At 69.6% G+C, this 13,223-nt stretch carries 13 protein-coding genes; 8 read left to right on the top strand and 5 right to left on the bottom strand.

From position 1 onward, the window contains the following. Positions 1 to 3 precede the first annotated feature (3 nt). Positions 4 to 1,248 (bottom strand): glucose-1-phosphate adenylyltransferase, encoded by a 1,245-nt coding sequence (locus G5T42_RS16020; protein WP_165129758.1) that lies wholly within the window; start codon positions 1,246 to 1,248, stop codon positions 4 to 6. A gap of 77 nt (positions 1,249 to 1,325) precedes the next feature. Between G5T42_RS16020 and glgA the strand changes: the two genes are divergently transcribed. The 3 genes from glgA (at position 1,326) to G5T42_RS16005 (ending at position 3,715) form a co-directional block, all read left to right on the top strand. Continuing rightward, complete coding sequence (glgA, locus tag G5T42_RS16015) at positions 1,326 to 2,519, top strand: glycogen synthase (RefSeq protein ID WP_165129757.1); 1,194 nt, start codon at positions 1,326 to 1,328, stop codon at positions 2,517 to 2,519. A 9-nt stretch (positions 2,520 to 2,528) separates the two neighbouring features. Continuing rightward, positions 2,529 to 3,320: an ABC transporter ATP-binding protein gene (locus G5T42_RS16010; RefSeq protein ID WP_165129756.1), complete on the top strand. Its 792-nt coding sequence runs from the start codon at positions 2,529 to 2,531 to the stop codon at positions 3,318 to 3,320. 143 nt (positions 3,321 to 3,463) lie between these two features. After that, positions 3,464 to 3,715 carry a type B 50S ribosomal protein L31 gene (locus G5T42_RS16005; protein ID WP_165129755.1) on the top strand — a complete coding sequence of 84 codons (252 nt, stop codon included), beginning with the start codon at positions 3,464 to 3,466 and terminating at the stop codon, positions 3,713 to 3,715. Positions 3,716 to 3,765: 50 nt separating this feature from the next. Here the strand turns inward: G5T42_RS16005 and G5T42_RS16000 are convergent, their stop codons facing one another. Next, entirely contained in the window at positions 3,766 to 4,485 is a 720-nt protein-coding gene (locus tag G5T42_RS16000) for a 3'-5' exonuclease (protein ID WP_241245865.1), read from the bottom strand. Between the two features lie 155 nt (positions 4,486 to 4,640). Between G5T42_RS16000 and G5T42_RS15995 the strand changes: the two genes are divergently transcribed. Continuing rightward, positions 4,641 to 5,540, top strand: coding sequence for an alpha/beta hydrolase (locus G5T42_RS15995; RefSeq protein WP_165129753.1), 900 nt, complete (start codon positions 4,641 to 4,643; stop codon positions 5,538 to 5,540). On the opposite strand, the gene G5T42_RS15990 is transcribed toward G5T42_RS15995, so the two are convergent. Next, positions 5,500 to 6,054 (bottom strand): CGNR zinc finger domain-containing protein, encoded by a 555-nt coding sequence (locus G5T42_RS15990; RefSeq protein WP_165129752.1) that lies wholly within the window; start codon positions 6,052 to 6,054, stop codon positions 5,500 to 5,502. The genes G5T42_RS15995 and G5T42_RS15990 overlap by 41 nt on opposite strands. Before the next feature lie 70 nt (positions 6,055 to 6,124). Here G5T42_RS15990 and G5T42_RS15985 point away from each other — a divergent pair, with 70 nt between their 5' ends. Further along, the gene (locus G5T42_RS15985) at positions 6,125 to 7,108 is read left to right on the top strand and encodes a DMT family transporter (protein WP_165129751.1); all 984 of its coding nucleotides are present in this window, start codon (positions 6,125 to 6,127) and stop codon (positions 7,106 to 7,108) included. Here G5T42_RS15985 and G5T42_RS15980 read toward each other — a convergent pair. Continuing rightward, positions 7,080 to 7,553 carry an Lrp/AsnC family transcriptional regulator gene (locus tag G5T42_RS15980; RefSeq protein ID WP_165129750.1) on the bottom strand — a complete coding sequence of 158 codons (474 nt, stop codon included), beginning with the start codon at positions 7,551 to 7,553 and terminating at the stop codon, positions 7,080 to 7,082. The two genes, G5T42_RS15985 and G5T42_RS15980, sit on opposite strands and share 29 nt — an antisense overlap. 168 nt (positions 7,554 to 7,721) lie before the next feature. On the opposite strand from G5T42_RS15980, the gene pdhA reads away from it, so the two are divergent. The 3 genes from pdhA to G5T42_RS15965 are packed head-to-tail and all read left to right on the top strand — an operon-like array spanning position 7,722 to position 11,268. Continuing rightward, positions 7,722 to 8,855 (top strand): pyruvate dehydrogenase (acetyl-transferring) E1 component subunit alpha, encoded by a 1,134-nt coding sequence (pdhA, locus tag G5T42_RS15975; protein ID WP_165129749.1) that lies wholly within the window; start codon positions 7,722 to 7,724, stop codon positions 8,853 to 8,855. Then, entirely contained in the window at positions 8,852 to 9,865 is a 1,014-nt protein-coding gene (locus G5T42_RS15970) for an alpha-ketoacid dehydrogenase subunit beta (RefSeq protein ID WP_165129748.1), read from the top strand. Before pdhA ends, G5T42_RS15970 begins: the two co-directional genes overlap by 4 nt. Further along, positions 9,862 to 11,268, top strand: coding sequence for a dihydrolipoamide acetyltransferase family protein (locus G5T42_RS15965; protein ID WP_165129747.1), 1,407 nt, complete (start codon positions 9,862 to 9,864; stop codon positions 11,266 to 11,268). The genes G5T42_RS15970 and G5T42_RS15965 overlap by 4 nt, the downstream gene beginning before the upstream one ends. Before the next feature lie 76 nt (positions 11,269 to 11,344). Here G5T42_RS15965 and G5T42_RS15960 read toward each other — a convergent pair whose 3' ends face one another. Continuing rightward, entirely contained in the window at positions 11,345 to 13,222 is a 1,878-nt protein-coding gene (locus tag G5T42_RS15960; RefSeq protein ID WP_165129746.1) for an alkaline phosphatase family protein, read from the bottom strand. Between the last annotated feature and the right edge of the window lies 1 nt (position 13,223).

Genomic DNA, 13,223 nt, shown 5'->3' with positions numbered 1-13,223 from the left:
CGCTCAGCGCTCGATGAGAACGCCCTTGCCGACGACCGTGATCCCGCTGTCGGTCACCGTGAAGCCGCGGGACAGGTCCCGCTCGCGGTCGACCCCGACCGTCGCCCCATCGGCGAGCACGACGTTCTTGTCGAGGATCGCCCGGTGCACACGCGCCCCCGCTCCGACTTGCACGTGATCGAACAGGACGGAGTCGGTGATCGTGGCGCCGCCGCCCGAGAGCGTCCACGGCCCCACGACGCTGCGCTCGAGATGCGTGCCGGAGAGCACCGACCCGAGCGACACGATCGAGTCGATCGCGTTGCCCATGCGCCCGACCGAGTCCCGAACGAACTTCGCCGGCGGGGAGTTGACCGTCTGCGAGTGGATGGGCCACTGCATGTTGTAGAGGTTGAAGATCGGGAGCGTCGAGATGAGGTCCTGGTGGGCGTCGAAGAACGACTCGATGGTTCCCACGTCGCGCCAGTAGTCGCGGTCGCGGTCGGTCGACCCGGGCACGTCGTTGCGCTTCATGTCGTAGACGCCCGCTTCGCCGCGGCCGACGAAATAGGGGACGATGTCGCCGCCCATGTCGTGGTTCGAGGTGGGCAGCTCGCCGTCCGCCTCGACGGCGTCGATGAGCGCATCGGCGTCGAAGATGTAGTTGCCCATCGAGGCGAGCACCTCGTGCGGCGAGTCGGCGAGCCCCGTCGGGTTCTGCGGCTTCTCGAGGAACTCGTTGATCCGCACGCCGCCGTCCTTGGCGACGTCTATGACGCCGAACTGGTTGGCCAGTGAGATGGGCTGACGGATGCCGGCGACCGTCGCCTGCGCGCCGGACTCGATGTGGGCCGCGAGCATCTGCCGGAAGTCCATACGGTAGACGTGATCCGCGCCGATGACGACGACGATGTCGGGCTTCTCGTCGTTGATGAGATTGAGGCTCTGCAGGATCGCGTCCGCGGAGCCCGAGAACCACCGCTTGCCGAGCCGCTGCTGCGCGGGAACGGATGTCACGTACGAGTCGAGCAGGGCCGACATCCGCCACGTCTGCGAGATGTGGCGATCGAGGCTGTGCGACTTGTACTGCGTCAGGACGACGACCTGTCGGAGACCGGAGTTGATGAGGTTCGAGATCGCGAAGTCGATGAGACGGTACTGCCCGCCGAACGGCACCGCGGGCTTCGCCCGGTCAGCCGTCAGGGGCATCAGTCGCTTTCCCTCGCCACCGGCGAGGATGATTCCGAACACCTTGGGGGCTGCTGGCATGGCACCACCCTAGAGGCACGTGCGCGGCCCGGGTAGCGGCTGTACCGCGGCGCGTCACTTGTACTAGGTTTCGTGGCATGCGCGTGGACATCGTCACGAAGGAGTACCCGCCCGAGATCTACGGCGGTGCGGGGGTGCACGTGACGGAGCTCGTCAAAGCGCTCCGGGAATCGATCGACGTGCAGGTCCGGGCCTTCGGCGCCGAGCGCGAAGAGGCCGGGACGACCGCCTACGGCGTGCCGCAGGAGCTGTCGACCGCGAACGCCGCGATCCAGACGCTGGGCACGGATCTCGAGATCGTGACGGATGTCGCGGGCGCCGACGTCGTGCACTCCCACACCTGGTACGCGAACTTCGCAGGTCATCTCGCGTCGCTCCTGCACGGCATCCCGCACATCGTCACAGCGCACAGCCTCGAGCCGCTGCGTCCGTGGAAGGCCGAGCAGCTCGGGGGCGGGTACGCCGTCTCGAGCTACATCGAGAAGACCGCCTACGAGGGCGCGGCCGCGATCGTCGCGGTGAGCGAGGGCATGCGCGGGGACATCCTCCGCAGCTACCCGTCGCTCGATCCGGCCAAGGTCCGCGTCATCTACAACGGCATCGACGTCGAGGCGTGGCATCCCGTCGAGGATGCCGAGCTGCTCGCGCAGCTCGGCGTCGACGCCGCGAAGCCGTCGATCGTCTTCGTCGGCCGCATCACGCGTCAGAAGGGCCTGCCGTACCTCCTGCGCGCCGCCGAGCAGCTGCCGCCCGACGTGCAGCTGGTGCTGTGCGCGGGCGCGCCCGACACGCCCCACATCATGGCTGAGGTCGAGGAGCTCGTGCGGGGCCTGCAGGAGTCCCGTGAGGGCGTGGTGTGGATCGACCGGCTGCTCTCGCGGCACGAGCTGTGCACACTGCTCAGCGCGGCCACGACCTTCGTCTGCCCCTCGGTGTACGAGCCCCTTGGGATCGTCAACCTCGAGGCCATGGCGTGCGGAGCCGCTGTCGTGGGGACCGCGACGGGCGGCATCCCCGAGGTGGTCGCCGACGGAGTGACCGGGCGGCTCGTGCCCATCGAGCAGGTGCAGGACGGCACCGGCACGCCGACCGACCCCGAGAAGTTCGTGGACGATCTCGCCCGCGTCCTGACCGAGGTCGTGACCGATCCGGAGCGGGCCGCCGGCTACGGCAGGGCCGGGCGGGAGCGCGCGGCGAACGACTTCAGCTGGGCCGCGATCGCCGATACGACGCGGGCGCTGTACGAAGAGGTGAGCGGCGCGGCCCGATAGGCTGGCGGCATGCCGCAGGTCCTCTCGTTCTCCGACGTCGTCGTCCGCAGGAACGCAAGGGACATCGTCGACCACTTGAACTGGTCGGTGAACGATGACGAGCGGTGGGTCGTCCTCGGCCCGAACGGCGCCGGCAAGACGACGCTCCTGCAGCTGGCCGACACCCTCATGCACCCGACCGGCGGTGTCGTCACCATCCTGGGCGAGCGACTCGGCCGCACCGACGTCTTCGAGCTCCGCCCGCGCATCGGCTTCGCGTCGTCGGCGATGGCCAAGCGCGTTCCGCCCGAGGAGACCGTCCTCAACGTCGTGCTCACGGCTGCGTTCTCGGTGCTCGGTCGCTGGAACGAGGCCTACGAGGACATCGACGAGCGGCGCGCGCTGCGCGTCCTCGCCGAATGGAAGCTCGACCACCTCGCCGACCGCACGTTCGGCACGCTGTCCGACGGCGAGCAGAAGCGCGTGCAGATCGCGCGAGCCGTCATGACCGACCCCGAGCTTCTGCTCCTCGACGAGCCGACCGCGAGCCTCGACCTCGGGGCGCGCGAGGAGCTGCTGACGCTTCTCGGCGGCTACGCGCAGGCGCCGACGACTCCCGCGATGATCATGGTCACGCACCACGTCGAGGAGATCCCCGTCGGCTTCACGCACGTCCTGCTGCTGCGCGACGGCCAGGTGGTCGCCGCCGGCCCGATCGGCGAGACGCTCACCGCCGAGAACCTGACGACGGCCTTCGGCCTCCCGATCGCGCTGACGTCGGAGGACGGCCGCCACGCCGCGCGCGCGGCCTCCGGCTCCTGAGCTGGTCTCCGGTTCCTGAGCTCGTCGAAGGACGATTCCTCGGTTCGGCACCAGGGCTGATAGAATCGCTCTTTGGTGCATTCGCACCGCAGACTTCGTCCGTCCTGGCAAAATCCAGGGCACCACATCTCAAAGGACTTCCCATGAAGACTGACATCCACCCCGAGTACCAGGCCGTCGTTTTCCGCGACCTCGGCTCCGGTGAGACGTTCCTCACGCGTTCGACCGTCACGAGCGACAAGACCGTCGAGCTCGACGGTGTCGAGTACCCCGTCATCGACGTCGAGATCTCGTCCGCCTCCCACCCGTTCTACACGGGCAAGCAGCGCATCATGGACTCGGCCGGTCGCGTCGAGAAGTTCAACCAGCGCTTCAAGAACTTCGGCTCCAAGTAAGTCCGAGCCCGAGAAGACCCCGTGTGTCGCACACGGGGTCTTCTTGCATTTCAGCGGATGGGCCAGTCTCCGTCCAGCCGCTCGGTCGGGTCGAGCCGCCCGATCTGGATGAAGTAATCGGTGAGGCTCGCGGCCTGAGCCCGGGCCCAGCCGATCTGGCGCGTGTGCAGCTCGTGCGCGGACGCGGGGAGCCAGGGTGCGAACCGCTCCGCGAGCGCCTGCGCGACCCGACCGGCCGCAATGGCGTCGGCGGAGGCCTCGTGGGCGGCATCCAGTCGTACGGCATAGTGCTGCGCCACCACCGTGAGCGTCCGCTTCCCGCGCCGCCAGCGGTCATAGGCCTTGTCGACGACGAGCGGGTCGATGACGGGGGAGGGCGACAGGATCGGCTCGACGCCGTGCCGCAGCGCCTCGTGCTTGAGCAGCGAGAAGTCGTACGGCGCGTTGTAGGCGACGACGGGGATGCCGGCATCCATGATCCCGCGGAGGGCGTCGACCACCTCCTGCACGACCTCGGGCGCCGGCCGACCATGGGCACGGGCGTACTCGGTGGAGACGCCGTGAATTGCAGAGGCACCCTCGGGGATCGGCACGCCGGGATCGGCGAGCCAGTCGTGCGCCGTGAGCACCGAGCCTGCCGCATCCAGGACCCCTACATGAGCGGTCACGATGCGATCGCGTGTCACGTCGACGCCGGTGGTCTCGAGGTCGAACACTCCCACGACCCGCGTCCACTCGGGCCTTCGGAACATGGCGAGGGGCTCCTGCATGCCGCCCACGGTATGAGTCGCCTCCGACATCGCCCCGCAGGCGCGCCTTCCGCACGACCGGACGCCGACACGCGGGACGGATGCCTCGGCCCGTCGGCGTGTCGTCAGCACGTCGTGCGGACGGCATCCGCACCGCCCGTCCGTAGACTCGAACAGTGACCGTCGCCAGCCCGTACTCGTCGCTCCTCGCCGGCATCCCCGTCGTACGACGCGAAGCCGAGCTTCTCGGAGGCACGACGGCGTACTGGACGTACGGCCCGGCGGATGCCGAGACGACCCTCGTCGCGGTGCACGGCTTCCGCGGCGAGCACCACGGCCTCGAGCCCGTCGTCGCCCATCTGCCCGAGTACCGGATCGTCTCGCCCGACCTGCCGGGTTTCGGCGAGACGCCGCCGCTGCCGGACCGCCGGCACGACCTCGACGCCTACGCCGAGTGGCTGACGGCGTTCGTCGCCGACGTCGCGCCCGGCGCGGTCATCCTCGGCCACTCGTTCGGGTCTATCGTCGTCTCGGCGGCGGTCGCCGCGGGGCTCCAGACCCCGCGCGTCGTGCTCGTCAACCCGATCGGGGCGCCCGCGCTCGAGGGGCCCCGAGGCATCCTGACCCGTCTCGCGGTCTTCTATTACTCGGCAGGCGCGAAGCTCCCGGCGGCGATCGGCGAGGCGCTCCTTCGCAACGGTCTCATCGTCCGGGCCATGAGCGTCTCGATGGCCAAGACCCACGACCCCCACCTGCGCCGGTTCATCCACGACCAGCACGACACGTACTTCTCGCGCTTCGCGGATCGCGATGTTCTGCACGATGCGTTCGTCGCATCCGTCTCGCACGACGTGCGCGAGTTCGCCCCCCGCATCGCCCAGCCGACGCTGCTCGTGGCGGCTCAGAAGGACGACATCACGCCGATCGAGGCCGAGCGAACGCTGGTGACGCTCTTCCCGTCCGCAGAGCTCGTCGAGATCCCCGAGGTCGGGCATCTCATCCACTACGAGACGCCCGAGCCCGCGGCGGCGGCGATCAGGCGGTTTCTCGCGCCTTCCGGGCCCGGTAGGCGATGACGTTCATGCGGTTGCCGCAGTTCCCGGTGTCGCAGTAGCGCTTCGATCCGTTGCGGGAGTAGTCGACGTAGACGGACTCGCAGTCGTCGGCGGAGCACACGCGGATCCGGTCGTACTCGTCGGAGCGGATGACGTCGACGAAGGCCATCGCCGCCTCTGCGAGGATGCGGGTCGACAATGGGGCATCGTCGGACGTCGCGTGGATGTGCCAGTCGTACGAGTCGTGGATGACCAGCTGGGGGAGTGCGCCGCTGTCGCGGAGCATCTCGTTCACGATCGGAACCGCTCCGACCCGGTCGACGTCCCAGAGCCGGCGGAGACGGCCGCGTGCGGCGCGCAGCTCGTCGACCGTGGCGCGGGTGCGGTCGATGCGACCCGTGAACGGGTTCGCGGCGAGGAAATCGTCGAAGTCGGCGAGGGTCTCGAGACGGTCGGGATCGTCGTGACCGGGCAGGGTGTTGACGAGATTCACGACCGCGGCGAGAGACAGACGGGTGTCATTAGTGAAAACCACATTGACTCCTGACTCCTCCGGCGGCTATTGTCACCAGTGTAACCTCCGACGCTCCTGACAGGCCCCTGCGATGACCGCGACTCTCACTCTGCCCCATGTCGCCTCGTCGCGCCGCGTGCGCACTGTCGGTCTCGTCATGGCCGTCACGTCGGCACTCGCCTTCTCGTCGAGCGGACCGATGATCAAGCCGCTTCTCGAAGCGGGCTGGTCGCTCGGTGCGGCCCTTCTCGTCCGCATGGGCGTCTCGGGCCTGCTCCTCGCGCCGGCGCTCCTCATCGCGATCCGCCGGGAGCGCTCGTTCCTCCGCAAGCACTGGCGCATCATCGTGGGCTTCGGCCTGACCGCCGTCGCGGGGTGTCAGATCCTCTTCTTCGCGGCCATGCAGCGGATGCCCGTCGCGGTCGCGCTGCTGATCCAGTACCTGGCCCCGGTGCTGCTCGTCGGCCTCGCCTGGGTCCGCACACGGCGCCCGCCGTCGCGGCTCGTCATGGTGGGCTCCGTCGTCGCCATCCTCGGACTCGTGCTCGTCGTCGACATCTCGGGTGCGACCTTCGACCTGCTGGGCACCTTCCTCGCCCTCGGCGCCGCGGTGTGCGTCGGCGCCTACTTCCTCATCTCGGAGCGAGCGGGCGACGACCTGCCGCCGCTGGCGCTCGCGTCCGGGGGACTGCTCGTCGGCGCGGCGCTCATGGCCGTCCTGTGCGCCAGCGGCATCCTTCCGTTCCAGACGCCGTCGGTCGAGGTCGTGCTCGGGGGAGCGACGCTGCCCTGGTTCGTGCCCCTCTTCTGGGTCGCCGGCATCGCGACGACGCTCGGCTACGCCTTCGGCGTCATGGCCGTGCCCCGCATCGGCTCGCGCGTGGCGTCGTTCGTCGGACTCTCCGAAGTGCTCTTCGCCCTCGGGTTCGCGTGGCTTCTTCTGGGCGAGGTGCCCGCACCGGTCCAGTTCCTCGGGGGCGCGCTCATCCTCGCGGGGGTGGTGCTCGTGCGGATGGATGCCGAGGCCGGCCTCCGCGACGAGCCGCTCACTGCTCCCGCTGTGCCAGCTCCATGAGGGGGGCCACGCGGTAGCCGATGACCTCGCCCATGACGAGCGAGGTCTCGGTGCGCTCGACGCCCTCGATCGCGAGGATCCGGGCATCCGTGTCGAAGAGGTGCTGGGTGTCGCGGCATGCGACGCGCACGAGCAGATCGACCTGGCCGCTGAGGCCGTGCACCTGCACGATCTCGGGGATCGCCGTGAGGTCGTGGCCGATGCGCGGAAGATCGGCCTGGCGCACGATGACGCTCACGAACGCCTCGATCGGGAAGCCGAGCGCGGCGGACGAGATGGCCCGCTCGTAGGACAGGAAGACGCCGGCGCGCTCGAGGCGGCCCATGCGCGCCTGCACCGTGTTGCGCGAGAGCCCGAGCTTCTCGGCGAGCGCGACGACCGTGGCGCGCGGGTCGGCCGACAGGGCCGCGAGTAGCTCGAGATCGACGTGGTCGAGGGTGCTCATAGTGCGAAACATTAGCACGACGACTCGACCCGTCCCTTGTCAACATGCTCAAAGCGATCGGTGATGCTTGAGCTAGGTGCAAGATCGACGTACTCTCGGCCTTGTCCGGTGAAGATGCCGGCACTCCGATGACGACCGCCTCACGAGGGCGGGTCGACTCGCGAAGGGATGACGACGATGCACACCCTCACACCACAGACGGATCTCGCGACAGATGTCGACGACGTCGCACGTCTCGTGAACGAAGACGGCGAGCGTGTCGCCGATCCCGAGCTCGAGCGGTGGGTCGCCGATGTCGACGTCACGGCTCTGCAGGGCCTCTACCGCGACATGACGCTGGTCCGTCGCATCGACACCGAGGGCATCGCCCTGCAGCGCCAGGGGCAGCTGGGCCTCTGGGCGCCGTGCCAGGGTCAGGAGGGCGTCCAGGTCGGAACCGCGCGCGCCTTCCGCGCCGATGACTTCGCCTTCCCGAGCTACCGCGAGATCGGCGTCCAGCACGTCCGCGGCGCGAAGCCCGCGGACTTCGTCATCGCCTGGCGCGGCGAGGAGCACTCGACGTACAACCCCTACGACATCAACACCGCGACGCCGCAGATCATCATCGGCGCGCAGAGCCTGCACGCGGTGGGCTACGCGATGGGCATCCAGCGCGACGGCACCGACCAGGTCGCCGCGGCCTACTTCGGCGACGGCGCCTCGAGCCAGGGCGACGTCAACGAGGCGATGATCTTCGCCTCGTCGTTCCGCGCCCCCGTCGTCTTCGTGTGCACGAACAACCAGTGGGCGATCTCGGAGCCCGTCACGGTGCAGGCCAAGTTCCCGATCGCCGGCCGTGCGCCGGGCTTCGGCATCCCGAGCATGCGCATCGACGGCAACGACGTCCTCGCGAGCCTCGCGGCGATGCGGTGGGCTCTCGACCACGCGCGCAGCGGCAAAGGCCCCGCCTTCATCGAGGCCGTGACGTATCGCATGGGCCCGCATACGACGTCGGACGACCCGACGCGCTATCGCGACAAGGAGGAGGTCGAACGCTGGAAGCGCCGCGACCCCATCGCCCGCGTCGAGGCGCTGCTGCGGTCGCAGAACGCCTTCGGCGATGACTTCCAGGCGGATGTCGCGGCCGACGCCGACCGTCTGGGCGCCGCTGTCCGTGCCGCGGCGCTCGGCGCCGTCTCGCGCCAGCCGATCGGCGTGTTCGACCACGTCTACGAAGAGCCGCACACGGGGCTCGCCGAGCAGCGCGAGCACTTCGCCGCCTACCTCTCCGGCTTCGAGGCAGATGCGGAGGTCGGGCGATGACGCAGCTCACGATGGCCAAGGCCATCAACGAAGGCCTGCGCCGTGCGATGGTCGACGACGACAAGGTCCTCGTCATGGGCGAGGACATCGGCAAGCTCGGCGGCGTCTTCCGCATCACCGACGGACTTCTCGACGAGTTCGGCGCGCAGCGCGTCGTGGACACGCCCCTCGCGGAGGCGGGGATCATGGGCACCGCCGTGGGCCTCGCGTTCCGCGGGTATCGCCCGGTCGTCGAGATCCAGTTCGACGGCTTCGTGTACCCCGCCTTCGACCAGATCGTCTGCCAGGTCGCGAAGCTGCACTACCGCACGCGCGGCAACGTCAAGATGCCGATCACGATCCGCATCCCGTGGGCGGGCGGCGTCGGGGCGGCCGAGCACCACTCCGAGTCGCCCGAGGCCTACTTCGTGCACACGTCGGGACTGCGCGTCGTGGCGGTCTCGAACCCCCAGGACGCATACGTCATGCTGCGTCAGGCGATCGCCTCCGACGACCCGGTGGTGTTCTTCGAGCCCAAGCGGCTGTACCACTCCAAGGGCGAGGTCGACCTCGGCGCCGATCTCGCCGATGCACCGCCGATGGGGCTGGCCCGCATCGCGCGCGAGGGCTCGGACGTCACGCTCCTCACGTACGGCTCGCAGGTCGCGGTGGCGATGGATGCCGCGACCGCCGCCGAAGACGAGGGCATCTCGATCGAGGTCATCGATCTCCGCTCGATCTCGCCCGTCGACTACCGCACCGTGACGGCGTCCGTCCGCAAGACGGGACGGGTCGTCGTGACGCACGAGGCCGCGCGCGAAGCCGGTGTCGGGGCGGAGCTCATCGCGAGCGTCACGGAGAAGTGCTTCAACTACCTCGAGGCCGCCCCCGTGCGCATCACGGGCCACGACATCCCGTATCCGCCCGCCAAGCTCGAGAAGCACCACCTGCCCGACCTCGACCGCATCCTCGACGGTGTCGATCGCGTGCTCGACCGGCCGAACAGCATGTCCGGGGTGATCGAACCGTGATCCAGGAGTTCCGTCTCCCCGACCTCGGCGAGGGTCTTCCCGAGGCCGAGCTCGTGCAGTGGCTCGTCGCCGAAGGCGACACCGTCACCCTCAACCAGACGATCGCCGAGGTCGAGACGGCCAAAGCCGTCGTCGAGCTGCCCTCGCCCCACGCCGGCGTGGTCTCCAAGCTCCACGCCCAGGCGGGCGACGTCGTCGCGGTCGGCTCGGTGCTGATCGCCTTCGACCTCCCCGGCGGGAACGGGACGAGCGAGAAGGCACCGTCGGCCGAGGCCCCAGTCGGGGCTCCGGTCGAGGAGAAGGCCGAGGAGAAGGCCCAGCCCAACCTCGTCGGCTACGGCGCGGCGCCGCAGTCCAGCGGACGCCCCCAGCGGCGCGCCCGGGCGGCCGCGGCATCCGTCTCCCGTTCCGGCGCCGACACCGCCGTGCTCGAAGCGGCCCCGCACGACGTGCTGCACGCGACCGAGACGGTCGACGTGCCGCTCGAGCGGCCCAAGTCGACGCCTCCCGTCCGCAAGCTCGCGAAGGATCTGGGGATCGACCTCGGCCTTGTCGAGCCCACCGGCCAGGGCGGCATCATCACGCGCGGCGACGTCGAGGCGTACGCCGAGCGCGTCGGAACGTCGGTCCAGCCCACGAGCGCCGCGGAGGAGCCCGTCGAGACCGCACCGTCCTCGCCCGCGGCGCTCGCGGCCGGCCGGGAGCGCGAGCGGCGCATCCCGATCCGAGGCGTCCGCAAGCACACCGCCGAGGCGATGGTGCGCAGCGCCTTCACGGCGCCGCACGTCACGACGTTCCTCACGGTCGACGTCACGGCGACGACCGAGCTTCTCGCGTCGCTCAAGTCCGACCGCTCGCTCGAGGGTCACCGCATCGGCATCCTGGCCGTCGCGGCGAAGGCCGTGTGCCTTGCTCTCGCCCGTACGCCCGAGCTCAACTCGCGGTGGGACGAGGAGCACGGCGAGATCGTCGAGTTCGGGTACGTGAACCTGGGCATCGCTGCTGCGACGCTGCGCGGCCTGGTCGTGCCGAACGTCCGAGACGCCGACGCCATGACGCTCGTCGAGCTGGCGGACGCGATCGGAGAGCTCGCCCAGACGGCTCGCTCGGGGAAGACCTCGCCCGCCGAGATGATGGGCGGCACCTTCTCGATCACGAACGTCGGCGTCTTCGGCGTCGACGCGGGCACGCCGATCCTCAATCCGGGGGAGGCGGGCATCCTCGCGCTCGGCGCCGTCCGTCGCCAGCCGTGGGAGCACCGCGGCGAGATCGCGCTCCGTGACGTCATGACCCTGGCGCTCTCGTTCGACCACCGCCTCGTCGACGGGGAGCAGGGTTCGCGCTTCCTGGCCGACGTCGGTGCGATCCTCCGTGAGCCCGGAAGGGCCATGCTGCTGCGCTGACGGGAGAGGGACTGACGGATGCCTCGGCCCGGCGCGGTGCGCCGGCCGAGGCATCCGTCGATCACGTCACCCGAGCTCAGTCGATCTTCGGGTAGAAGAGTCCGAGGCCGTGCTTTCGGAGGACCCGGTAGGCGTCGGCGTACGTCTCGGGCTCGGTGCTGTCGTCCGACTGGCCGTAGCGCGCGAGGAGGAGCCCGAGGAGCCCGCGCCCGGGAGGGCTGAGGGGCTTGTCCTTGTGCGGCGCGTCGTCGAGCTCCGAGACCTCGTCCGCCTCGGGGTTCGGCGGCACGTACATCGGGTGCACGATCGGCCACGTGCGGGGATCGCGCGGCTTGTCGAGGTTGACGATCGGGAAGAGGTCGTTGGCGCCTGCGTCGCGGCGTGTCAGCGGCCGCAGACCGTGCAGCCGGGAGAGTGTCGCGATGACGGCTCCGTGGTGCAGCTCGTCGTGGATGATTGTGCCCGCGCGGGTGTAGGCCGAGACGGCGATCGCCGGCACCCGCACGCCGAGCCGGTCGAAGGCGAAGCCCATCTCGCCGGGCGGCGCGTCGACGTGCGGGGGAGTGGCCGCGGGCGGCGGAACGTGGTCGTAGGTCCCGCCGTGCTCGTCGAACGTGATGAGCAGGAGCGTGTTCATCGCGTTGGAGCCCTTGGGGCTGTCGCTCTGCCTGATGGCGTCGTAGATGCCGGCGACGAGCTTCTCGCCGGCCCGGACGTCGGAGACCGCCGAGTCGATCACGACGACGCCGTCCACGTCGCTCGACCGCAGCTTGCCGAACGGCGGGTGGAAGTCGTTGTGGTTGTAGACGAGCCGGGGCTCGATGAACGAGTACGCCGGGAGCTCCCCCTTGCGCGCATCCTCGTAGAACTGCGACATGTGCGCGAACCGCTTCGTGCGCCAGTACTTCTCGAGCACGGGCGCGTGCATAATGCCCGTGAGCGACACGAGCTGCATCTCGTCGAAGTACACCTTCCACGAGACGCCGGCCTCTTCGAGCCGGTTGAAGATCGTCGGGGCGGGCTCGGCGTCGAGCCACTTGTCGTAGCCGCCGTCGTGCTTGTTGGTGACGAAGCCGTGCGACGTCGAGGCGTGGAAGAACGACCGGTTGCAGTACGTCTGCGAGGGGACGGCCGCGAACCACGCGTCGAAGACGGCGAACTCCTTCGCGAGAGTAGAGAGGACGGGGAGCTGCTCGGGGGAGAACCCGCCCATGATCTGGGATGCCTCGGCCGGCGTCGGCGCGAGACCCTTGCGCAGCCGCGTGATGTTGTTGACGTAGTCGTGGAGGAACCCCTGCATCGTCGCCTCGCTCCCGCGCGGAGGAGCGTTGAAGGGCGACGCCATGTCGCCGACCTGACTCGTCGCGTTGGAGGCGGGGCTCACGACTCCGAAGAGCTGGGTGTTGACGTGCGGGAACTCCTCGCCGGGGTCCGGGTTCGGGGCGCCCATGACGATGTCGGTCGGTCCCGAGTACGCGTGAGCCGCCACGCGGGATCCGTCCGGTCCGACGTTCGAGTAGTCCCCGAACGCGAGGCCGTCGAACGTCTGCCCCTCCGGCAGCGTCTCGGGGGTGTAGAGCCAGCCGAGGAGGTTGTCGAAGGAACGATTCTCGCCCATGAGCACGACGACGTGGTCGAAGCCCGGCTCGTGCCGCGGCGCGAGCGCGCCGTAGTCCTCGGCCCCCTCGCGGTAGCCGAGGCGCTGACCGATCGAGGCACCGGCCGCTGCGCCTACCCCACCCCCTACGATGAGCCCGGCCGCCGCGATGCCGCCGAACTTCAGGAAGTCGCGCCGGGACGCCGCCGTCTCGTCGGCTCCGGCAACGAGCGGTTCCGCCTCCAGCGGAGGTCTCGTCCGGGCGTCCGCAGGCGCATCCGGAGCGGCGTCCGCCCCGATGCGCGCGTCCTCGCCCCCGTTCGCGCCTGCCCCGTCGTGCTCGCTGTCACTCGGCATC

The sequence above is a fragment of the Microbacterium sp. 4R-513 genome (assembly GCF_011046485.1).
Lineage (GTDB): Bacteria > Actinomycetota > Actinomycetes > Actinomycetales > Microbacteriaceae > Microbacterium.
The sequence above is the reverse complement of the archived record's forward strand: the minus strand, read 5'-3'. Positions and strand labels throughout refer to the sequence as shown.